This window comes from Streptomyces sp. NPDC045899, assembly GCF_056431485.1.
In genome coordinates, this window is record NZ_JBWKKP010000005.1 from 136,299 (window position 1) to 156,842 (window position 20,544).

The window sequence follows — 20,544 nt, forward strand, 5'->3', positions numbered from 1 at the left end:
AACGGCCGTCAGACCAGGGCGTTCTTGCGGGCCATCCGGCCCGAGAGCTGGATGCGGTCGACCGCGCCGGTCCGCGGATCGCGCACGAAGCGGCCACCGGGCATCCGGCGTCCCGAGTGCGGGTCCACCAGGTCACAGGTGAGGTCCTCGTGACAGACCAGGGGCGCGGGCAGATCGCCGTCCACGGACAGGGCCAGACTGCCGCTGTCGTTCATCGTCACCTGGTACTCGACGTCACCGTTCAGATAGGTCCCGGTGCACTGGGCCGTCGCGGCCATCGGGGTGGCCGCGGCCCGCCGGGCGGGTGTCGCGGGCACCCGGATCCCGGTGATGTCCTCGAGTCCGTCGGCCAGTTCGTGCCACAGCTCGGTGCCGCCGCTGGCGTTGCTGGTGAACGCGACCACGGCACCGCCGGCCGGGTCCGCCCGCAGATGGCAGGAGGTTCCCTGGGCGTTGCCGTCGTGGCCGAACCACAGGGTGTCGTCCCGCCGGAAGAGCGCGAGGCCCAGCCCCCAGCCGTCGGCGAGCACCCCGGGGTCGGCGCCGGACACCGGGCGGCGCGCACGTGTCGCGAGCTCGGGCGGCAGCAGCCCCGGGGGGCCGTCGCCGGTGTGCACCCGGGCCAGGGCCACCAGATCGAGCGCACTGACCGCGAGTGCCCCGGCGGCGGCCTCCGCCGCGGCGAGGTTCTGGCGCACCGGTCGGATCCTGCCGGTGGCGGTGTTTCCCGCGTGGCCGTGTGCCAGCGGGCGGCGCGCGGTGCCGTTGGCGCCGATGAAGCACGGCGCCGTGCCCAGCGGTTCCAGCAGCACCGACCGCACGGCCTCCGCCCAGCTCATCCCGGTGACCGTCTCGATCAGCCGGCCCGCCGCCACATAACCGGCGTTGGAGTAGGAGAAGTCGGTGCCGGGCGCCATCACCAGGCTGCGGTCGGTGCAGTGGTCCAGCAGATAGCGCGAGGCGGTGAGCGCGGCCACCTGGTCGGAGTCGGGACCGGACGGCAGCCCGGCGGTGTGGCTGAGCACCTGGCCCACCGTGCACGGCGGTCCGGCCCGGCGCAGCTCCGGTACGTGGTCGCCGAGCTGGTCGTCGAGTTCCAGGTCCCCGTCGGCCACCAGCAGCATCACCACCGTCGCGGTGTAGCACTTGGTGATCGAGCCGATGGGCACGGCCGTGTCGGCGGTGAACGGCTCCGCCGTGTCGGCGTCCAGCACTCCGGTCTCCACGGCGATCGTGGATCCCCCGGTGTGCACGGCCAGTTGGGCGCCCGGCACCCGGTGGGCGCGGGCCAGGGCGGTCAGACGGTCTTCGAGGAGGCGGCGGTCTTTGGGACGCCGCTCCTCTCTGGAGGCGGTCTCGGACCGGTGGAACACGGTGTACTCCTTGACGCACGAGGGGACGGTCGGCGTACCGGGCGTCACGGCAGCCGGCTGGTGGCGGTCACATCGCGGGGGACGATCCGGAAGCCCTGCCAGTGGGTGGGCATGGGGTCCTCGTCCTCGTCCCGGGGGACGTGGTGGAAGTCCACACTGACCCAGGCCACCGGGTCGGTGAGCTTCTCGCCGTTGACGTACTTGTCCACCGAGGCGGCACACCCGGACGCGCCGGTGCCGTAGGCGTTGGCGGTGTTGCCGTAGGCCAGCCGTTCGCACGTCCGGTACTGCGTGAAGTACATGTCGTGATGGGTGAAGTCCTCGGTGTGGTCCGGCCCCCGGTACTGATCGCTCTCGTGGTTGTCGATCTCCCACGACTTCGGGTGGCCGTCGGCGTTCTCGGCGGTCGGGTTCAGCACCCGCCAGAAGCGGCTGGGGGCGATGTCCGCCGCCGTCTCACGGGAGAGCACGGCGCGTTTGGTGGTGCGCTTCGCGGTACCGCTGCCGGGGAAGTCGTACTGCTCGACGGAGTTCTTCTTCTCCCCGTCGACATCGAAGTCCATCCGCCAGAACACGTTGTGCGTGTGGTTCTCGCTGAACCGGGTGGAGCCCACCCCGGTCGGCCAGCCACGGCTCGCGTCGGAGAACTGGAACGGCGACAGGGATCCGGTGGCGCCCGCCCTGGGGGAGATCGAGCCGTCGTCGGCGAAGCGCCACTCGATGATGTAGTCGTACCAGCCGATCTCCGAGACCGAGAACACGGTCAGATCGCTGCCGTGCAACACCCCCTTCTCCACCGCGCTCTTGTAGGCGAAGGGCCTCGGCTGCTCCTCGCTGCACACCACGGCGGTGTCCCGGAAGCTGCCGAGCCGCCCGGTGGGGCAGTCCTTCTTGCCGAGCTCGGTGAGGGTGCCCTGTTCCAGGTCACCGAAGCCGATGGCGGACACGTCGTAGAAGCGCGGCTGGCCGCTGTCGTAGGGCACGTGCACCTCGGCCAGCGACGCGCTCTTCAGCACCCGGGTGGGGGTGCCGCGCAGCGGGGTGTACGTCACATCGCTGAGCACCACACCGGTGTTGCGGTCGACGTCCCAGCACATCTGCCAACGGGCGCCGTTCTTCAGGGTCTTGTCGATGCGGCCGGCCGCGGGGCACCCGGCCGCCGCCGAGCGCTCCCGGGGCGCCGCGGAGGCCGGGACCGGCAGCCCCAGGCCCAGCAGGACCGCCGCTGCCACCAGTACACGGGCACGCCGAAGGACACGGAACACGAACGGGGCTCCCCTCAGAGGCCGATGACGGCGGCGCGCCGGGCCGACAGATCGATGACGATGCGGCTGGTGTCGATCCACTTGCCGCCGCGGCCCCGCTCACCCGGGACGCGTACGAAGAGCTGCACACATCGGTGCGTACCGCACCGGGACACCTGCCGGGCCCCCTTGACGCCGTCGGCGCGGGCGGCCAGGAACGCAAGACCCTGGAGCTTCAGCTGGGCGGGCGAGGTGAGCTTCTCATGCGTCACGGACGCGTACGACGCGCGCATCCCCGGACCGAGGCGGCGGTCGGCGAGCAGGATCCGTACCGCCTGCCGGACCTCCGCGAGGCTGGGTGGCGGCTGCACACCACGGCGCCGGTGGGAGGCCAGCACCTTCCCGGAGCGCAGATCGACCCGGCGGGTGATCAGGCTGTCCGAGCCGTAGTCGTAGAGCTGGACCTCGGCCTCACCGTCGGGGGCCGCGGACGCGGACTTGGCCCGTGGCGGACGGTGGGTGTCCAGCAGTTCGGCCCCGGCCGCACCCGCGGCGTTCCGTTCCCGGCCGGTGCCGTTCCCTCCCCGGCGGGAGGCGGTGTGACCGAGGGCGATCCGGGCGGCCTTGCCGGCCTCCTCCGAGGTCAGCGGACCGTTGTGGGAGGCGATCACGGCGGCGGGGGCAGGGGAGGTGCCGGGTGCGGATCCGGTGGCCTTCAGGACCGCCGTGCCTCCGGCGGCCAGCAGGGCCGTCAGGCCCAGGGCCACGGGTATTCGCCATCGTCGTGTGCGGCCGCCCTTCGCATCGGCCGCACCGTTGTGAGTGGCGTTGCTTCTCATCACCCAGCCGTTCCGGTCGTCGGTCAGTCGAGCCCGGGTGGGGCTCGGGGAGGACAGCACGGCGATCGCCGTGCCACCAGCGCGATTCGAGACGCTTCCGACGGCTCGCCCGGACACCTCCGAGGTGCATCGCTGTCCACTGTCGGCTCACGTTTTCACCACTCCGGGCGGCGTAACAGTTGCTTTTGTAATCAAGCGACTGTGAGAAACGCATGTTCTGGCCGGAATCCGCTGAGGACGGGGGAGACTTCAAAGCGACTACGGAGCAAGCCCACCCGCAACCCGTCTGCCATCATGCGCTCATGAGCCATTGGATCATCATTCGATGTGACCTCTGTGGCGCCACTCATTCATCCCACGCGGCCGAGAGCGTCAGCGCGGTACGGGAGGCCATGGCCCTCATGGGCTGGGCGGTGGCGCGACAGGACGGCCGGATGATCGATGTGTGCTCAGCGTGCACCACCCTGCGGAACACACCGGAGAACCCCGGTGGGAAACCCCGCTGCTCATGCGAGGGCGGTGAACTCTTCGACGCGCTCGGCCACGACAGGATCGGGCACCGGCTCGCCAACACCCTGCTGCGGGCGGGCATCGACAACCTGGAACTCCTGTGCAGTTTATCGGCGCGCCAGCTCCTCAGTCTGGAGGGGATCGGCACCGCCGGGGCCCACCACGCGCTCAGCCGGCTGCGTCCCGAACCGGAACGGGACACCACGGGTTGAGCCGTTCGACGACCACGCTCACGGCCGAGAGGTGACCCCATGACCGATGTCCCCACCCGCGCGACCACCACCACCTTCTACGCCACCGGCCGGAGCCGGACGCTGTGGGTGCTGGGGGTGGTGTTCTCCGCCGGGCTGCTCGGGCCGGCACTGTTCCTCGCCGCCGCCCGGAAAGGCGTCGTCCGTCCGGCCGTCCCCGCGGTGTACGCGGCCCTGATCTACCCCATCGCGCTGGGCCGCACCTGGCTGCCCAACCCGGGCGACTGGATCCCGTGGGTGCTCGGGACGGTGGTGCTGACGGCGGCGGCACACGCGGCCCTGCTGGACGCGGGGGAGCGCCGGGGGTGACCGGCCGCCGCGCGCCGGGACCGGCATCCCCGGCGCGCGGCGGGGAGCCATACTGGACCCATGAGCACCCGCGAGTTCGTGCGGGCCACTCCCGGACTCGACGGCATGGTCGTGTCCGCGGTCGGTTACCGCTCCGCCGGGGTCACCCCGGCCCTGCACCGCGGGCTGCCCTCGCCCTCGCTGACGCTGATCTTCTCCCTCGAGGTGCCGGTGATCACCGGCAGCAGCCCCGAGCAGGTGTACGGCGCCGGCGCCGCGCGGACCGACATCGTGGTCGCCGGGCTGCACCAGGCCCCCGCGTACGTGGCCCAGGAGAGCCACGAGGCAGGGGTCCAGCTCGCGCTGCACCCGCTGGCCGCCCGTGCGCTCCTCGGGCTGCCCGCCGCCGAACTCACCTCCCAGCTGGTCGTGTCCGGCACGGACGTCCTCGGCGCGGAGGCCGCCGAGGTGCGCGAGCGGATGTGCGCCCAGGACACCTGGGACGAGCGCTTCGCCACCCTCACCGGCTATCTGCGGCGGCGCGCCGCGTCGGCCCGGCACACCACGGTGCGCCCGGAGGTGGCCGGGGCATGGGCCTGGCTGGCGCGCCACCGCGGCACCGGCACGCTCTCCGGACTCGCGGACCACGTGGCCCTCAGCCCGCGCCGGCTGACCACCCTGTTCCGCGCCGAGACCGGACTCGCCCCCAAACAGGCCGCCCGGCTGATGCGCTTCCAGCGCGCCAGGTCGGCGGTGGCCCGTGCGGCCGCCGGGAACCGCCCGCCGGAGCTGTCCCGTATCGCCGCCGAATGCGGCTACTACGACCACTCCCACCTCGTCCGTGACTTCCGCCAGTACACCGGGCTCAGCCCGACCGGCTGGCTGGCCGAGGAGTGCCGGAATATCCAAGCCGGGGCACACGGCGACGGCGAAGAGTGGGAGCCATGAACACCACGCACAGCACGGACAGCACACAGGCCCCCGGGGAGCGGCGGCTCCGCGCCCCCGACGTCTGGCCCACCTTCCAGGCGCATGACGCCCCCGCCTTGATCGACTTCCTGACCGACACGGTCGGCTTCGAGCGCACGGCCGTCTACCGGGACGGCGACCGGGTCGCCCACGCCCAGCTCGACTGGCCCGAGGGCGGCGGCATCATGCTCGGCTCCTACGACCCGTCCGGCGAGAAGGGCTGCCTCCAGCCCGGCAGCTCCGGCGCGTACATCGTCACCGCCCGGGTCGACGCGCTCCACGAGCGGCTGACCGCGGCCGGGGCGAGGATCGTCCGCCCCATCGAGGACCAGCCCTACGGCAGCCGGGAGTTCGCCATCGCGGACCCGGAAGGCAACACCTGGTCCTTCGGCACCTACCCCGGTGAACCCCGCCGCGGCCAGGACTGACGGCCCCTGCTCGCCAGGCACCCGCGCCCGTCCGGGCACCGGCCGGGCGCGGGTGTGCCGTGGCGGTGGGGCGGGAGAGCGCCGGAGCGGCCCATGGTTGGGGTCCGCGGCGCGGGCGCGGATACTGGGCGGCATGCGTATCGACTTTGATCCCGAGGCCATGGACCGGTACCCCTTCTACAAGCTGCTGACCTCGGTCGTGGTGCCCCGGCCGATCGCCTGGGTGTCGACGATGTCGGCCGACGGGACGGCCAACCTGGCCCCGCACTCGTTCTACTCCGTCTCCTGTGTCTCACCGCCGATCGTGCAGTTCACCTCCGTGGGGCGGAAGGACTCGCTGCGCAATGTCGAGGAGACCGGGGAGTTCGTGGTGAACTTCGCCCCCGAGCAGCTCTTCGAGCAGATCAATGCCACGGCGACGGACTTTCCGCACGGGGTCAGCGAATTCGAGAAGGTGGGGATCGAGCAGGAGACGAGCCTGCGGGTGAAGCCGCCGCGGGTGGCCGCCTCGCCGGTGGCGCTCGAGTGCGTGCTGCACAGCACGCTGGGGCTGGGCGACTCCACGGTGGTCTTCGGCCGAGTGGTGCACGCCGCCGTCGACGATGCCGTGCTGAACGACGGCCACCCCGAGATCGACCGGCTCAAGCCGCTGGCCCGGCTGGGCAAGAACGAGTGGGGGACCACCGGCGAGGTGCTGGACCGTGCCCGGATCCGTTACGCGGACTGGGAGGCCGGCCGGAGCGAGCCCCGGGGCTGAACGGAGCGCCCCCGGGGCGGGAGGGCGGTCGGCCCGTAGGGTGCTGCCGGTGATGCAGACCTTCGTGTTCGACGTCGGCTCGACCCTCATCCGCGAGGACCGCCACTGGGCCGCGTGGGCCGACTGGTTCGGTGTTCCGCGGCACACCCTCTCCGCCCTGGTGGGCGCCGTGGTCGCGCAGGGGCGCACGGACACCGACGCGCTCCGGCTGGTGAAGCCGGGGATGGACCTCGCCGCCGAGTGGCGGGCGCGCGAGGCGGCCGGACACGGCGAACGGCTGGACGAGGCGGATCTGTATCCGGACGTCCGGACCGCGCTCGGCCGGCTGCGCGGGACCGGGGCGCGGATCGTCGTCGCCGGGAACCAGACCGTCCGGATGGGCGAGCTGCTGCGGACACTGGAGCTGCCGGTCGACGCCGTCGCGACATCCGGCGGATGGGGTGTCGCCAAGCCCGAGGCCGGATTCTTCCGCCGGGTGCGCGAGCTCGCGGGCGGCGCGCCCGACCGCACCGTCTATGTGGGGGACCATCCGGCGCTCGACATCCGTCCGGCGAAGGCCGCCGGACTGAGGGCCGCGCATATCCGGCGCGGACCGTGGGGACATCTGTGGTCCGGGACCCCGGACGCCGCCCTCGCGGACTGGCGGATCGACGCCCTGGACGAGCTGATCGGCACCGCCGCCGGGTGAAGCCGGGCGAGGGCCGGGGAGTCGGCAGAAGGGCGCAGCTCAGGGCAGGGTTTCACGGTGTGTGAGCCATTCACACCCCGTGTGACCAGAGCGCTTGCATATATCTACCGCACACCCTTCCCGGTCCGTACCACGGGGCGATTGACTCTTCCCATGCCGCTCAGGGGGCGCCAGACCTGAGCGAAGGGGCCGCCGGACTCCTCCCTCCTCGGCCGGCGGCCCATCTCCTTCTGCCCGCGGCGTCCGCGGCGCGGATCAGCGCCCGCTCGCGGTACCGGTCGGGCGCGTCAGCCGGCCGACTCGGCCGCGTGGGCGCTCAGCACGCCGAAGCCGATCAGGGCGAAGAGGACCAGACCCAGCACGATCCGGTAGATCACGAACGGCATGAAGCTCTTGGTGGAGATGAACTTCATGAACCAGGCGATGACCGCGTATCCGACGACGAAGGCGATCACCGTCGCGAAGATGGTGGGACCCCAGGAGGTGTGCCCCTCGGACGCGTCCTTGAGCTCGAAGAGCCCGGACGCCAGCACCGCGGGGACGGCGAGGAGGAAGGAGTAGCGGGCGGCGGCCTCACGGGTGTAGCCCATCAGCAGACCGCCGCTGATGGTCGCTCCCGACCGGGAGACGCCCGGGACCAGAGCCATCGCCTGGCAGACACCGAAGATCAGCCCGTCCTTGACCCCGAGCTCCTTGAGCGTCTTGCGCTGCTTGGCGACCCGGTGCTTCCCGCCCGTCTCATCGCGTGCCGCCTGCCGGTCCGCGAAGCCCAGCACCAGACCCATGACCACCAGGGTGGTGGCGATCAGCCGCAGATCACGGAACGGGCCCTCGATCTGGTCCTGGAGCGTGAGGCCGAGCACGCCGATGGGTATGGAGCCGACGATCACCAGCCAGCCCATCTGCGCGTCGTGGTCGGACCGCCACTCCTTGCTGAAGAGCGAGCGGAACCAGGCCGAGACGATCCGGACGATGTCCTTGCGGAAGTAGATGAGCACCGCGAGCTCGGTCCCGATCTGGGTGATCGCGGTGAAGGCGGGCCCCGGGTCGTTCCAGCCCGCGAAGGCGGCCGTGAGCCGCAGATGCGCACTGGAGGAAATCGGAAGGAACTCGGTCAGCCCCTGGACAAGTCCAAGAATGAAAGATTCAAACCACGACATCGCGTCTACGTTATCCAAAGGCTGATCATGCGCTGTCCCGGGGCATGGCAGGGCATGACCGGGTCAGGCGGGGGTGGCCGACGGGAGGAAACCGGGGGTCGACGATCAACCTCCGGGTCCGTGGGGCAGCGTAGCGCCCCCGGGTGACCGCCCACCAAGGGCCCGGTCCGCTGACCCGTTAATCGCATGGATCATGGGGTACCCGGCCGCTCGGCACACCGCGTCCGCGATGCCGATGACCTGCCGAGGAGCCATGCCTATGACCGCGACCGGGCACGCAGCGTCAGGCGGCGGGAACTGCCGCGCGGAGACCGGTACGGTCACGACCGAGGTCCCGGCCCGGCTGGACCGGCTGCCCTGGTCCCGCTGGCACTGGATGATCGTCATCGGACTCGGCACGGTGTGGATCCTCGACGGTCTGGAAGTGACCGTCGTCGGCAATATCGCCAGCCGCCTCTCCGAGCCCGGCAGTGGGCTGCCCATCACCGATGCGCAGGTCACCGGTATGGCCGCGGCCCTCTACGTCGCCGGTGCGTGCTGTGGGGCGCTGTTCTTCGGCTGGCTCACCGACCGGTACGGCCGCAAGAGGCTGTTCATGATCACGCTGGTGGTCTATCTCGTGGCGACTGCCCTGACCGCCGTCTCCTTCTCCGTCTGGTGGTTCTTCCTCTGCCGTTTCCTCACCGGTCTGGGCATCGGTGGCGAGTACGCGGCGATCAACTCCGCGATCGACGAGCTGATCCCCAGCCGCTATCGGGGCCGGGTGGACCTGATCATCAACGGCAGCTTCTGGCTGGGTGCGATGGGCGGCTCACTGCTGTCCGTTCTGATGCTGAACACCAGCATCTTCCCGCAGGACATCGGATGGCGGCTGACCTTCGCCCTCGGAGTGGTCCTGGGGCTGGTGATCCTCCTGGTGCGCCGCCACGTCCCGGAGAGCCCGCGCTGGATGTTCATCCACGGCAGGTCGGACGGGGCCGAGCAACTGGTCGCGGACGTCGAACGGAGCGTCGAGGACGAGACCGGCCGTCCGCTCCCCGCACCGGACCGGTCGATCACCATCCGGACCCGCAAGAGCACCGGCTTCCTCGACATCGGCCAGACCCTCTTCCGCTCCTACCCCCGGCGTGCCGTGCTCGGCCTGGCCCTCTTCATCGGGCAGGCGTTCCTCTACAACGCCATCACCTTCGGCTTCGGCTCGATCCTGGTGAAGTTCTTCTCCGTGTCCAGCGGCACCACCGGCTACTTCTTCGCGGTGATCGCGCTGGGCAACTTCCTCGGTCCGCTGCTGCTCGGCAAGCTCTTCGACACGGTGGGACGGCGGCCGATGATCGCGGGCACGTACGTCCTCTCCGGTCTGCTGCTGTACGTCACCGCCTGGTTCTTCGGGCAGGGCTGGCTCACCGCGACGACGATGACCGCGTGCTGGTGCGTGGTCCTGTTCTTCGCGTCGGCCGGGGCCAGCTCCGCCTATCTGACGGTGAGCGAGATCTTCCCCATGGAGACGCGGGCGCTGGCCATCGCCTTCTTCTACGCGATCGGTACGGCGGCCGGAGGGATCACCGGCCCGCTGATCTTCGCGGACCTGACCGCGAGCGGTGTGGTCGCCGACACGGTGCTGGCCTTCTGCATCGGGGCGTCGTTGATGGTGGTGGCCGGACTGATCGCCGCGTTCCTGGCGGTACCGGCGGAGCGCCGTTCCCTCGAGGACATCGCCGAGCCGCTGTCCGCCCGTGCCGCGGCGGCGTCCCCGGCGTCCGGCGCGCGACCGGCACCCGGAGCGGGTCCGGCTCCGGAGGCGGGCGCCACCTGAACGCTTCAGCGCCGCCCGGGTACGGCGCGGACCTGGGGCACGGAGGTCTCCGGTGCGGCGACATCGGCGACGGCCACCGGGACGCCGACGGCGGTGCCCCCGGCGGCCTCCGGGGCACGCACGGCACCTTCCACGTCCGCTGCGTCGTGCGGAGCGCGCAGTCCACCGCGTTTGCGCCAGGCCACGACCACCCCGGCCAGTGCGGGAACGGCGATGCACGCCATCGCGATGAGGAACACGGGCGAGGTGGGCGTGGTCGCGTGGCTGCCCGCCACGACGTACGCGGCGGTGTTGGGCACACAGCCGAGACCGGTCGCCAGCAGGAACGACGGCCAGCCCATCCGGGAGACCGCGGCACAGTAGTTGGCGGCCGCGAACGGTACGCCGGGGAAGAGCCGGATCGCGAGCATCGAACGGAAGCCATGACGGCTCAGGAGCCGGTCGGCCGAGGTCAGCCAGCGGCCCCGGAGCAGCGGGCGCAGCGCGTCCTGGCCCAGCAGCCGGCCCAGACCGAAGGAGATTCCGGCGCCGATCACCGTACCGGCGGTCGCCGCCGCCAGCCCGGCCTGCCAGCCGAAGAGCGCGCCCGCCGCCAGGTTCAGCAGCGGCCGCGGCACCAGCGCCGCGGTGCACAGCCCGTAGGCGACGGTGAACAGCACGACGGCGGCCGGACCGGACAGCTGGGGCGGCCAGCCGTGGGACAGCAGCCGGTGCGGCTGCCACATCCAGACCGATGTCGCCGAGCCCACCAGCAGCGCGGCGAGCAGTCCCAGCCGCGACCACGGCGACAGCAGCACCGCACGGGCGCGGCGCACGGCCGGTTTCGGGGAGGGGGCGGCGATATCGAGCATCGGTGGAGCGTAACCGACCGGTCATGATCGCCGCTGTGACGTCGTGCTTTCGTCGCGGGATCGTCGGCCGATCGTCGGGTGACCGTCGGACTTTCGTCATGGGCGAGGACGCCATAACGACCCCTCCCGCACCACAAGTTCGTTCCCGGCGCACTGAACCCAGCCGCCCCGAAAACCATTCGACGCGGATCGTACGGTGCGCAATGATCAACGGCATGTTCCGGTACGCCTTCCTCCCGCCGACGTCCGCTTTCGCGGACGCGCCGAAGGCTGCCGCCGTTCCCCGGACCGTGACCACGGCCACCGCCGCGAAGGCCATCGCCGTCGTCACCGATCCCGCCTGCCTCGACGGCGCCCGAAGCTGACCCTCCTCGGACAACTCCGACGGATCCCGTAAGGGGAGGGTCGGAGGGGCCCTGGGGTCCGCGCTTCCCTTCGCCGTTCCGAGGAGGAACCGCAGCATGTCCAAGCAGACATACGTGCGTACCAAGCCGCATCTGAACATCGGCACCATGGGCCACGTCGACCACGGCAAGACCACCCTGACCGCCGCCATCACCAAGGTGCTCAGCGAGCGCGGCAGCGGCGGCACCTATGTGCCCTTCGACCGCATCGACCGGACGCCGGAGGAGGCCGCGCGCGGTATCACGATCAACATCGCCCATGTCGAGTACGAGACCGACACCCGGCACTACGCCCATGTCGACATGCCCGGCCACGCCGACTTCATCAAGAACATGGTGACCGGCGCGGCCCAGCTCGACGGCGCGATCCTCGTGGTCTCCGCGCTCGACGGCGTCATGCCGCAGACCGCCGAGCATGTGCTCCTCGCCCGTCAGGTCGGGGTCGACCACGTCGTGGTCGCCCTCAACAAGGCCGACGCGGGCGACCCCGAGCTCACCGACCTGGTCGAGCTGGAGGTGCGGGACCTGTTGTCGGCGCACGGCTACCCCGGTGAGAGCACGCCCGTCGTACGTGTCTCCGGGCTGCGGGCGCTGGAAGGGGATCCGCGCTGGACCGGTGCCATCGAGGCGCTCCTGGACGCCGTGGACTTCTACGTGCCGACGCCGGTGCGCTACACCGACGCCCCGTTCCTGCTCCCGGTGGAGAACGTGCTGACCATCACCGGGCGCGGCACGGTGGTCACGGGAGCCATCGAGCGCGGCACGGTACGCGTCGGCGACCGGGTCGAGGTGCCCGGCGCGGACGTGGCGACCGTCGTCACGGGGGTCGAGACCTTCGGCAAACCGATGGAGGTCGCCGAGGCGGGCGACAACGTCGCCCTGCTGCTGCGCGGTGTGCCGCGTGACGCGGTGCGCCGTGGCCACGTGCTCGCCGAGCCCGGCAGCGTGGTGCCCCGGCGGCACTTCACCGCGCGGGTCTACGTCCTGTCCACGGACGAGGGCGGGCGGCGCACACCGGTCTCCACCGGCTACCGGCCGCAGTTCTACCTCCGTACGGCGGATGTGGTCGGTGCCGTCGACCTCGGGCTCACGGGGGTGGCGCGCCCCGGTGACACCGTCACCATGGCGGTCGAGCTGGGCCGCGCGCTGCCGCTGGAGCCGGGGCTCGGTTTCGCGATCCGGGAGGGAGGCCGCACGGTGGGCGCGGGAACGGTGACCACCGTTTCCGACCGGCTGTGACACCGCGCTGAACGATCTGTCCGCGTCCCGTGCGCCTTGCGTGGCGCGGACAGATCGATGCCGGCGCACAGACCGGCGGACAGAAGGGAAAGGGAACGGCAGGAGAGAGTGGGAGCCGCCGTGCGCCGGGCCGGGCCGCGGCAGGGCGTCCGGCCCGGCAGAATGAGAGCGTGGACGAGCCCATACCCGTGACCCGCGCCGTGGACGGCGGCACCGCCAAGCTGATGCCGGACCTCGACCGGCCGCACTCCTGGCTGCTCACGGTGGACGACGCCCCGCAGTCGTACGTCGACCTGAACGACCCCACCCACCTCGAGTTCGAGTACGCGCAACGGCTCGCGCACGTCCTCGACGAGACCGGCGGGTCCGGCACCCCGCTCGACGTCCTGCACCTCGGCGGCGGGGCGCTCACCCTGCCGCGGTACGTGGCCGCGACCCGGCCCGGTTCGCATCAAGAAGTGATCGAAGCCGACCGCGGGTTGCTGCAACTCATCGGCGAACATCTGCCGCTGCCACCCGACTCGGGGATCACGGTACGCCGCGCGGACGCGCGGAAGGCCCTGGAGGCCGCGCCCGAAGCGTCCGCCGACATCGTCATCGCCGATGTCTTCGGCGGCTCCCGGGTGCCCGCGCACCTCACCTCGGTGGAGTACGCCCGCGCCGCCGAGCGGGTGCTGCGGCCGCACGGCCGCTACGCGGCCAATCTGGCCGACGGAGCGCCCTTCACGTTCCTCCGCTCCCAGCTGGCCTCGCTGCGGGCGGTGTTCGCGCATCTGTGCCTGATCGCCGAACCCGCTGTGCTGCGCGGCCGGCGGTTCGGCAACGCCGTGCTGGTGGCCTCGGACAGCGAGCTGCCCGTCGCCGTGCTGGCCCGCCGCGCCGCGGCCGACGCCTTCCCGGCCCGGGTCGAGCACGGCGAGGCGCTGGAGCGCTTCATGGGCGGTGCGGCGCCGGTGGCGGACGCCGACGCGGTGCCCTCGCCCGAACCGCCCGGTGGTGCGTTCAGCGTGGGTTGAAGGCCGTTCGGCCGAGGCGACATGACCGAAGTCGCTGTCCGACGCTACTCATGTCGCTTTCCGCGCGGACGGGTTCCTCCTTCGGTCGCCGAGGCGCAGACCTTCGGCCGACGACAGCGCGCACCGGCGCTTGCCAGAGTGGAGTCATTCCGCGGCACCGAGGACGCCGTGGCCGACGGACGATACGCATGGCACAGCGGGGGAGACATGGCGCACAGCAGGGGGATCAGCCGGGCCGGATTTCTGGCCAGGGCGGGGGCGGTCGGTGTCGCGGGAGCGATGGGACCGTTGCTGACAGCGGGCCCGGCGGGGGCCGGAGGGGTGCCCGAGGAGACCGGGGCGCCGGACACACCGGGCGGTCGGCGGGGGCTGACCCACCGCGGGGTGTCCTATGAGGTCATCGACGGAGAGACACCGTTCACCGGCTGGGATGCCACCCGGATGCGCCGGGACATCCAGGTGATCAGGGACGAGCTGCACGCGAGCTCGGTCTCGGTCTTCGGCACCGGTGTCGAGCGGCTGGCGGCCACCTCGTCGGAGGCGGCCGAGCGCGGGCTGCACGTATGGCTCCAGCCACGGCTGGCCGACGTTCCTCGGGCGGAGATCCTCGAGCATCTGGCCGAAGCGGGGCGCCATGCCGAGCGGATGCGGCGTCAGGGGGCCGATGTCCACCTCAGCGTCGGCGCCGAGTTCATGCTCTTCGTGCCCGGTATCGTGCCCGGTGCCGACGCGGTGGAGCGCATCAGGAACCTGACGAGCGGGAACTACGACCCGCGGACCCTGGTGCGGGAGCTGCGCTCGTTCACCGCGCAGGCCGCGAAGGTCGGCAGGTCCGTCTTCCGGGGCCGGATGACCTACGGCGCGGCACAGGACGAGGACGTGGACTGGAGCCTCTTCGACCTGGTCAGCGTCAACTACTACGCGTCCCGGCCCCGGCGGGCCGACCATGTCCGTGAGCTGGCCCCGTTCCGGCGGTGGGGCAAGCCGGTGGTCGTCTCCGAGTTCGGCACCTGCACCTACCGGGGAGCCCCGGAGCGGGGCGGGATGGGCTGGGACACCGTGGACTACGACAAGGAGCCCCCCGAGATCATCGGCGACCTGGTCCGCAGTGAGCGCACCCAGGCCGCCTATCTCACCGATCTGGTCGATGTGTTCGAGTCGATGGGCCTCTACGCGGCCCTGGTGTACCAGTTCGTCACCCCTGACGCCCCGCACCGGCACCAGCCGCGCCATGACCTCGACCTGGCGAGCTACAGCCTGGTGAAGGCGATCTGGAAGACGCCCGAGGAGCCCACGGCCCACTGGCACTGGGAGCCGAAGGAGGCGTTCCACGCACTGGCGCGGCACTACGGCAGGGCGCGGTGCTGACCTTCGTCCGTCGTCGGGTCGGGGAGGACGGACTCCACGCGGAGCGGTCTCTCGGCGGCGGGCATCCCCTCCGCGACCGGCCCCTTGACGACGGGCCCCGATTCCCGCCGCCGCAGTCGGCGGACGTCCGGCACGGTCAGTACCGCCAGGGTCAGCAGCAGGATCAGCGCCGAACAGCCCCACAGCGAGGCCGTCCGGCCGAAGGCGCCCTCGGCCGGGCCCGCGAGGGACATGGCCACGGGGAGGAAGGCGATCGAGCCGAGCATGTCGTAGGCCGCGACCCGCGACAGCTTGTTCTCCGGGATCTCCTGGTGCAGCGCGGTCATCCAGGACACGCCGAACACCTCGATGGCGGTCCCGCTGAGGAACATCACCACGGCCAGCAGCGGCACCGGGAGCGGGACGGCGAGCGCGGCCGACGGCATGGTCAAGGGCAGGACGCACAGGGTGCCCGCGAGCAGCATTCTCTGCGGCCGCCAGCGCGTCATCAGCACTCCGCCGAGGACGGTTCCGGCGCCGAACGCGGCCAGGGCCAAGCCCCACGGCCGGGCCCCGCCCAGATGCTCCTCGGCGACCAGTGGACCGTAGACCGCCTCGGCCGCGCCCACCACGGCGTTCACCACGGAGAACTGCAGCACGATGCTCCACAGCCAGGGCCGGGTGGCGAACTCCCGCCATCCATCGCGCAGATCGGCCAGCATCCCGCCGCCCGGCTCGCGCGGGGCCACCTCGCTGACGTCGAGAAAGGCGCGCAGGGAGCCCGCGACGGCGAAGGCGAGGGCGTCCACGGCCAGCATCCACCCGGGGCCCACGACCGAGATCAGCGCGCCGCCGAGCGCGGCGCCGCCGATCTGCGCGCCGTTCACCCCGATCCGGAAGAACGCGAAGGCGCGGCCCGCCTGTTCGCTGGTGACGGTGGACAGCAGCATGCCCTCGGCGGCGGGGGAGAAGAAGGCGTGTCCGGTGCCGCCGATCGCGGAGAGCAGAGCCATCTGCCACAGCTGTGCCTCGCCGGAGAGCACCAGCGCCGCGAAGGCCGCCTGCGACAGACAGTTCACGGCGTTGGCCGTGACCATCACCCGATGCCGCGGCAGCCGGTCCGCCAGTGCCCCGCCGATCAGCAGGAACACCACGAGCGGCACGGTGCGGGCCGCGGCCACCAGACCGACGTCACCGCTGTCCCCGCCCGCGTCGAGCACCGCGAACGCCGCGGCGATGAGGGCCCCGGCGTTTCCGAGGCCCGTCGCCACGGCGGCGGCGGTCAGCAGTGTGTAGTTGCGTCCGGCCCACGAGGGGCGGCGGGGTCGGGAGCGCGGGGCCCGGGCAGTGGTCACCAGCGGACTATCCCTGGGAGCGGGGCCCGGCGTCCAACCGGAATCCGGCCAAGGCGATCAGAAGCCGGTCTCGGACTTCAGCGGACGCAGACTGCTCATGATCTTCTTGATGGTCGCGTCCGGGACCTCGTTCTTGGTCCCCTTCTCGGAGTAGAGCACCCATGTCGCGAAGTCGCCGTTGGTGTCGGTGTAGGAGACGGCCACCGACTTCCCGTCCGTGCTGCACTTGTCGGTCTTCTTGACCCCGGTGACGGTGGCCGAGGAGGTGTAGCCCTTGAGCCCGTGGTCGCTGCTGAACTTCTTGGGCTGGCTGACCTTGAGCTTGCCGGTCTTGTCCTGGTCGAAGGCGGCGAAGGCCCAGTTGCCCGCCTCGATACGGGCGGCGGACGCCTCGCTCTTGGCTCCCTGGGCGCCCTTGGAACCCGCCCCGGCGGCGTCGCTCTTGTTCTCGTAGCCGTCCTCGTCCTTGACCGTGCAGTAGTCCTTCTTGTAGATCCCGGGGGCGGACATGACGACGAGCGGCTTGCCGTTGTCGTCCTCGAAGCCGATGCTCAGACCGGAGGACTCGACCCCCCAGTTCGCGGGCACGTCGAAGGCGTTGTGCCGCTTGGAGCTGACCACCGTCTTCCAGCCGGGTATGACGGGCTTGACGTCCTCCTCGTCCTCCCCGTCCCGCGGGTTGTCGTCCTCCCGGCCGCTGCCGGAAGAGGCCTCCGAGGAGGCGGGGGCGGAGGAGGAGCCGCCGGGCTTCTTGCCGCTCGACTCGTCGTTCTCGCCGTCGTCCTTGCCCAGGACGAACACCGCGGCCACCGCGGCGGCCGCCACCACCGCCACCGCCGTGACGACCGCGATGGTGGCCGTGCGCTTCTTGTGCGGAGGCTCCGGGGCCCCGGGCGGCGCGGAAGGGCCGCCCCATCCCTGGGGCTGCTGCTGCGTGTGCGGCTGCTGATGCGGTCCGGCGTACCCCGGCTGCTGCTGCGGCTGACCGGGATAGGTGGGCTGGCCCGGCTGTGGCTGCTGCTGGGGCTGCTGTTGCTGCGGCGGCTGCTGGTAGGGATTCGGCTGTTGATAGCCCGGCTGCTGATACGGGTTGGGCTGGTGGTACCCCGGCTGCTGATAGGGGTTCTGCTCGTGCGGGTTCTGCTCGCCCCCGGGCGGCTGCTGTCCTGGCCACATGGCCAGTAACCCTAAGGGTGGGTGCTGACCGCGGCTACGGCTGCCCCTTTCCCCGCTTTGCTACCGGGTGGTAACTTCCGGGGCATGTCACAGACCATGCCGTCCATCGGCGAGATGCTCGCTGCCACCGTTCCCATGGTGCGCACCCTGAACCTGGAGATCGTCGAGGCGACGGCCGAGAGCGCCGTCCTGCGCCTGCCGGACCAGCCCGACTTCCACAACCACGTCGGTGGGCCGCACGCGGGCGCGATGTTCACCCTCGCCGAGTCCGCGAGCGGCGCGATCGTGATCGCCGCCTTCGGCGACCAGCTCGGCCGTGCCGTACCGCTGGCCGTGCGCTCCGAGATCGCCTTCAAGAAGCTGGCCATGGGCCCCGTCACCGCGACGGCCCGGCTCGGCCGCCCGGTCGCCGATGTGATCGCCGAGCTGGACGCGGGGGAGCGTCCGGAATTCCCGGTGAACGTCGAGATCACCCGTGAGGACGGCGCGGTGACCGGCGAGATGTCGATCACATGGACCCTGAGGCCGCAGTCCTGAAGCCGCCCCTTCCGCAGTACGCCGACGCGCCCCGGAGCACGACCTGGGGATGATGGCGACGGCTCGCTGATTGAGTAGGCTTCCCGGGCGTGCGCCGAAAGCGGTGCGCGCCCGGCAGGGATCGGCACACGGGGAGGAACCGGCGTTGCACATCGAGGAATGGCTCGAGAGCGTACCCGCGGTCAGCGTCTATCTTCTCGTAGGCATCGTCATCGGCCTGGAGAGCCTGGGTATCCCGCTCCCAGGAGAGATCATCCTCGTCAGCGCGACACTGCTGGCGGCCTCGCAGGACCACATCAACCCCTACATCCTGGGGGCGTGCGCCATCGCGGGCGCGGTGATCGGCGACTCCATCGGCTATCTGATCGGCCGGAAGGGCGGCGAGCCGCTCCTGGAGTGGCTGGGGCGCAAGTTCCCCCGGCACTTCAGCGCCGAGCATGTGGCCACCGCCGAGCGCTCCTTCCAGAAGTGGGGCATGTGGGCGGTCTTCTTCGGCCGTTTCATCGCCCTGCTGCGGATCTTCGCGGGTCCGCTCGCCGGTGTGCTGCGCATGCCGTACTGGAAGTTCTTCACCGCCAATGTGCTCGGCGGCATCATCTGGGCGGGCGGCACCACGGCGGTCATCTACTCGGTCGGCAAGGTCGCCGAGGACTGGCTCAAGCGCTTCTCCTGGCTCGGTCTGCTCATCGCCCTGCTCTTCGGCCTCGGTTCGATGCTCGTCATGAAGCGGCGCTCGAAGAAGGCCAACGCGGCGGCGGCCGCCAAGGCCGCAAACGAGGCGGCCGAGCCGGAGCCCGTCCCGGCCGCCGACTGAGCGGTTCCGCTCAGCTGGGCAGGCCCTCCTGCCGCGCCCGCTCCTCCGCGGCCGCGCGGTGCTGGCGGGCCAGCTCGACATAGCCCGTGGCGTTGAACCGGATCGACTCGCGCTCCTCCTCCGTGAGCTCGCGCCTGACCTTCGCCGGGACCCCGGCCACCAGTGAGTTCGGCGGCACCTGCATCCCCTGCGGTACCAGTGCCTGGGCGGCCACCAGCGAGCCCGCCCCGATGTGCGCGCCGTTGAGGACGGTCGCGCCCATGCCGATCAGCACATCGTCCTCGACGGTGCAGCCGTGCAGCACCGCGTTGTGGCCCACCGACACCCGCTCGCCGACGCTGGCCGGGAATCCGGGGTCGGCGTGCACGGTGCAGTTGTCCTGGATGTTGCTCTGCGCCCCGACACTGATCGGTGCGGTGTCCCCGCGGAGCACGGCGTGGTACCAGACGCTCGCCTCCGGTGCCACCGACACCTCACCGATGACCACGGATGTCGGGGCGGCGAACGCCTCCGGGTCGACCTTCGGCTCCCTGCCGCCCACCCCGGCTATCAACGCCCGCTCCGTCACAGCATGTCTCCCTCGGTCCGTCTGGGCATGTCCCCGGCACGGTACCCCCGTACCGAACCACCGCAACCGGCGGAACCACAGCAATCGATCATGCGTCCTGTTCTCCGTGGGAACACCGGGAGGGTTCATGGGGACCCGGCGAGAGCAGACACAGGAACCGCGCCGCTTCTTCGTGGCGGGCGACGGCGAACGGCTCGGCTGTGCCGCGTTCGCCCCCGCCGCCCCGGCGGTGGGCGCCACCGCGGTGGTGCTGCACGGTGCCGGGACCAGCGACAAGGAGCGCATGCTCGGCCTGATGCGGGACGTGGCGGCCACCGGCCGCACCGCCGTCGCCTGCGACTTCTCCGGCCATGGCGAAAGCTCCGGTGAACTGGGCGAGTTGAGCCTGGAGCGGCGGTTCACCCAGGCCCGGGCCCTGATCGACCAGTCGGTACCCGCCTCCGATGAACTGGTCCTCATCGGGTTCAGCATGAGCGGTCAGACGGTCGCCGATCTGCTGGCCCACTACGGCCCACGAGTGACCACGATCGGTCTGTGCGCCCCTGCCGTCTACGCCCGTGACGCCTGGCAGGTGCCGTTCCGTGCCGGATCCGGCTTCACCGAGATCATCCGCAGCCCGGAGAGCTGGCGCTCCTCCGCCGCCCTCGACACCTTCCGCGCCTACCGCGCGCGGGCGGTCCTCGCGGTGCCCGCCCGGGACGAGGTCATCCCGCCGGAGGTGACCGAGGCCGTGGCGGACGCGCTGGCCGAGGGGGCCGGTCTCGGCCATCTCGTGCTGCCCGAGGCCGAACACTGGCTCGGCGCGTGGTTCCGTGACCAGCCCGGGGACCGCCGCCGCTTCGTGCGGGCGCTGGTGGACGCCTGAGTCCCTGCGGACCGAGTGAGGATGCGCGGGGCGCCGGCCGGGGACCCCGCGG

22 protein-coding genes are annotated in these 20,544 nt (G+C 71.4%); 14 read left to right on the forward strand and 8 right to left on the reverse strand.

What is annotated here, in order from left to right; all coding sequences use genetic code 11:
- Positions 1-8: 8 nt before the first annotated feature.
- From AC07FT_RS09445 to AC07FT_RS09455, 3 genes are read right to left on the reverse strand one after another with little or no spacing between them, the layout of a single operon-like run.
- Positions 9-1,373 carry a serine hydrolase domain-containing protein gene (locus tag AC07FT_RS09445; protein WP_479175354.1) on the reverse strand — a complete coding sequence of 455 codons (1,365 nt, stop codon included), beginning with the start codon at positions 1,371-1,373 and terminating at the stop codon, positions 9-11.
- Positions 1,374-1,417: 44 nt separating this feature from the next.
- Positions 1,418-2,638: a copper amine oxidase gene (locus AC07FT_RS09450; RefSeq protein WP_479175356.1), complete on the reverse strand. Its 1,221-nt coding sequence runs from the start codon at positions 2,636-2,638 to the stop codon at positions 1,418-1,420.
- A 14-nt stretch (positions 2,639-2,652) separates the two neighbouring features.
- Positions 2,653-3,384 carry a hypothetical protein gene (locus AC07FT_RS09455; protein ID WP_479175358.1) on the reverse strand — a complete coding sequence of 244 codons (732 nt, stop codon included), beginning with the start codon at positions 3,382-3,384 and terminating at the stop codon, positions 2,653-2,655.
- 374 nt (positions 3,385-3,758) lie between these two features.
- Between AC07FT_RS09455 and AC07FT_RS09460 the strand changes: the two genes are divergently transcribed.
- From AC07FT_RS09460 to AC07FT_RS09485, 6 genes are all read left to right on the forward strand, one after another.
- Positions 3,759-4,178, forward strand: coding sequence for a helix-hairpin-helix domain-containing protein (locus AC07FT_RS09460; RefSeq protein WP_471196222.1), 420 nt, complete (start codon positions 3,759-3,761; stop codon positions 4,176-4,178).
- 39 nt (positions 4,179-4,217) lie between these two features.
- Complete coding sequence (locus tag AC07FT_RS09465; protein ID WP_479175360.1) at positions 4,218-4,526, forward strand: hypothetical protein; 309 nt, start codon at positions 4,218-4,220, stop codon at positions 4,524-4,526.
- A gap of 60 nt (positions 4,527-4,586) precedes the next feature.
- Positions 4,587-5,453, forward strand: a complete 867-nt coding sequence (locus AC07FT_RS09470) for a helix-turn-helix domain-containing protein (protein ID WP_471196228.1) — start codon at positions 4,587-4,589, stop codon at positions 5,451-5,453.
- Complete coding sequence (locus tag AC07FT_RS09475; protein ID WP_479175362.1) at positions 5,450-5,902, forward strand: VOC family protein; 453 nt, start codon at positions 5,450-5,452, stop codon at positions 5,900-5,902. Before AC07FT_RS09470 ends, AC07FT_RS09475 begins: the two co-directional genes overlap by 4 nt.
- Positions 5,903-6,035: 133 nt before the next feature.
- Complete coding sequence (locus AC07FT_RS09480) at positions 6,036-6,659, forward strand: flavin reductase family protein (RefSeq protein ID WP_471196235.1); 624 nt, start codon at positions 6,036-6,038, stop codon at positions 6,657-6,659.
- Between the two features lie 52 nt (positions 6,660-6,711).
- Entirely contained in the window at positions 6,712-7,347 is a 636-nt protein-coding gene (locus AC07FT_RS09485; protein WP_479175677.1) for an HAD family hydrolase, read from the forward strand.
- Between the two features lie 287 nt (positions 7,348-7,634).
- Here AC07FT_RS09485 and AC07FT_RS09490 read toward each other — a convergent pair whose 3' ends face one another.
- On the reverse strand, positions 7,635-8,507 hold the full coding sequence (locus AC07FT_RS09490) for an undecaprenyl-diphosphate phosphatase (protein WP_254741586.1): 873 nt from the start codon (positions 8,505-8,507) through the stop codon (positions 7,635-7,637).
- Positions 8,508-8,766: 259 nt separating this feature from the next.
- Here AC07FT_RS09490 and AC07FT_RS09495 point away from each other — a divergent pair, with 259 nt between their 5' ends.
- Entirely contained in the window at positions 8,767-10,320 is a 1,554-nt protein-coding gene (locus AC07FT_RS09495) for an MFS transporter (protein ID WP_479175364.1), read from the forward strand.
- A gap of 5 nt (positions 10,321-10,325) precedes the next feature.
- Here AC07FT_RS09495 and AC07FT_RS09500 read toward each other — a convergent pair whose 3' ends face one another.
- Positions 10,326-11,171 carry a TVP38/TMEM64 family protein gene (locus AC07FT_RS09500; RefSeq protein ID WP_479175366.1) on the reverse strand — a complete coding sequence of 282 codons (846 nt, stop codon included), beginning with the start codon at positions 11,169-11,171 and terminating at the stop codon, positions 10,326-10,328.
- A gap of 215 nt (positions 11,172-11,386) precedes the next feature.
- Here AC07FT_RS09500 and AC07FT_RS09505 point away from each other — a divergent pair, with 215 nt between their 5' ends.
- The 4 genes from AC07FT_RS09505 to AC07FT_RS09520 all read left to right on the forward strand — a co-directional run bounded on the left by AC07FT_RS09505 (position 11,387) and on the right by AC07FT_RS09520 (position 15,198).
- Positions 11,387-11,536: a hypothetical protein gene (locus tag AC07FT_RS09505; RefSeq protein WP_479175367.1), complete on the forward strand. Its 150-nt coding sequence runs from the start codon at positions 11,387-11,389 to the stop codon at positions 11,534-11,536.
- Positions 11,537-11,632: 96 nt separating this feature from the next.
- Entirely contained in the window at positions 11,633-12,814 is a 1,182-nt protein-coding gene (gene tuf, locus AC07FT_RS09510) for an elongation factor Tu (protein ID WP_479175369.1), read from the forward strand.
- 170 nt (positions 12,815-12,984) lie between these two features.
- The gene (locus AC07FT_RS09515; RefSeq protein ID WP_479175371.1) at positions 12,985-13,830 is read left to right on the forward strand and encodes a spermidine synthase; all 846 of its coding nucleotides are present in this window, start codon (positions 12,985-12,987) and stop codon (positions 13,828-13,830) included.
- A gap of 207 nt (positions 13,831-14,037) precedes the next feature.
- A complete protein-coding gene (locus AC07FT_RS09520; RefSeq protein WP_479175372.1) occupies positions 14,038-15,198 on the forward strand; it encodes an abortive phage infection protein in 1,161 nt (386 codons plus the stop codon).
- Here AC07FT_RS09520 and AC07FT_RS09525 read toward each other — a convergent pair.
- Positions 15,177-16,532, reverse strand: a complete 1,356-nt coding sequence (locus AC07FT_RS09525) for an MFS transporter (protein ID WP_479175374.1) — start codon at positions 16,530-16,532, stop codon at positions 15,177-15,179. The genes AC07FT_RS09520 and AC07FT_RS09525 overlap by 22 nt on opposite strands.
- Before the next feature lie 57 nt (positions 16,533-16,589).
- Positions 16,590-17,708 carry a DUF8017 domain-containing protein gene (locus AC07FT_RS09530; protein ID WP_479175376.1) on the reverse strand — a complete coding sequence of 373 codons (1,119 nt, stop codon included), beginning with the start codon at positions 17,706-17,708 and terminating at the stop codon, positions 16,590-16,592.
- A gap of 84 nt (positions 17,709-17,792) precedes the next feature.
- On the opposite strand from AC07FT_RS09530, the gene AC07FT_RS09535 reads away from it, so the two are divergent.
- Positions 17,793-18,245, forward strand: coding sequence for a DUF4442 domain-containing protein (locus AC07FT_RS09535; RefSeq protein WP_254741564.1), 453 nt, complete (start codon positions 17,793-17,795; stop codon positions 18,243-18,245).
- Positions 18,246-18,390: 145 nt separating this feature from the next.
- Positions 18,391-19,059: a DedA family protein gene (locus tag AC07FT_RS09540; RefSeq protein ID WP_479175378.1), complete on the forward strand. Its 669-nt coding sequence runs from the start codon at positions 18,391-18,393 to the stop codon at positions 19,057-19,059.
- A 10-nt stretch (positions 19,060-19,069) separates the two neighbouring features.
- Here the strand turns inward: AC07FT_RS09540 and AC07FT_RS09545 are convergent, their stop codons facing one another.
- On the reverse strand, positions 19,070-19,627 hold the full coding sequence (locus AC07FT_RS09545) for a gamma carbonic anhydrase family protein (protein ID WP_432585634.1): 558 nt from the start codon (positions 19,625-19,627) through the stop codon (positions 19,070-19,072).
- Between the two features lie 127 nt (positions 19,628-19,754).
- On the opposite strand from AC07FT_RS09545, the gene AC07FT_RS09550 reads away from it, so the two are divergent.
- Positions 19,755-20,492: an alpha/beta hydrolase gene (locus AC07FT_RS09550; protein WP_479175380.1), complete on the forward strand. Its 738-nt coding sequence runs from the start codon at positions 19,755-19,757 to the stop codon at positions 20,490-20,492.
- The last annotated feature ends 52 nt before the right edge of the window (positions 20,493-20,544 follow it).

Excerpts from the sequence above, each read along its gene's own strand:
- AC07FT_RS09460 (WP_471196222.1), top strand. The coding sequence starts at position 3,759 with ATGAGCCATTGGATCATCATTCGATGTGACCTCTGTGGCGCCACTCAT.
- AC07FT_RS09465 (WP_479175360.1), top strand. The coding sequence starts at position 4,218 with ATGACCGATGTCCCCACCCGCGCGACCACCACCACCTTCTACGCCACC.
- AC07FT_RS09470 (WP_471196228.1), top strand. The coding sequence starts at position 4,587 with ATGAGCACCCGCGAGTTCGTGCGGGCCACTCCCGGACTCGACGGCATG.
- AC07FT_RS09475 (WP_479175362.1), top strand. The coding sequence starts at position 5,450 with ATGAACACCACGCACAGCACGGACAGCACACAGGCCCCCGGGGAGCGG.
- AC07FT_RS09480 (WP_471196235.1), top strand. The coding sequence starts at position 6,036 with ATGCGTATCGACTTTGATCCCGAGGCCATGGACCGGTACCCCTTCTAC.
- AC07FT_RS09485 (WP_479175677.1), top strand. The coding sequence starts at position 6,712 with ATGCAGACCTTCGTGTTCGACGTCGGCTCGACCCTCATCCGCGAGGAC.
- AC07FT_RS09490 (WP_254741586.1), bottom strand. The coding sequence starts at position 8,507 with ATGTCGTGGTTTGAATCTTTCATTCTTGGACTTGTCCAGGGGCTGACC.
- AC07FT_RS09495 (WP_479175364.1), top strand. The coding sequence starts at position 8,767 with ATGACCGCGACCGGGCACGCAGCGTCAGGCGGCGGGAACTGCCGCGCG.
- AC07FT_RS09500 (WP_479175366.1), bottom strand. The coding sequence starts at position 11,171 with ATGCTCGATATCGCCGCCCCCTCCCCGAAACCGGCCGTGCGCCGCGCC.
- AC07FT_RS09505 (WP_479175367.1), top strand. The coding sequence starts at position 11,387 with ATGTTCCGGTACGCCTTCCTCCCGCCGACGTCCGCTTTCGCGGACGCG.
- tuf (WP_479175369.1), top strand. The coding sequence starts at position 11,633 with ATGTCCAAGCAGACATACGTGCGTACCAAGCCGCATCTGAACATCGGC.
- AC07FT_RS09520 (WP_479175372.1), top strand. The coding sequence starts at position 14,038 with ATGGCGCACAGCAGGGGGATCAGCCGGGCCGGATTTCTGGCCAGGGCG.
- AC07FT_RS09530 (WP_479175376.1), bottom strand. The coding sequence starts at position 17,708 with ATGTGGCCAGGACAGCAGCCGCCCGGGGGCGAGCAGAACCCGCACGAG.
- AC07FT_RS09535 (WP_254741564.1), top strand. The coding sequence starts at position 17,793 with ATGTCACAGACCATGCCGTCCATCGGCGAGATGCTCGCTGCCACCGTT.
- AC07FT_RS09550 (WP_479175380.1), top strand. The coding sequence starts at position 19,755 with ATGGGGACCCGGCGAGAGCAGACACAGGAACCGCGCCGCTTCTTCGTG.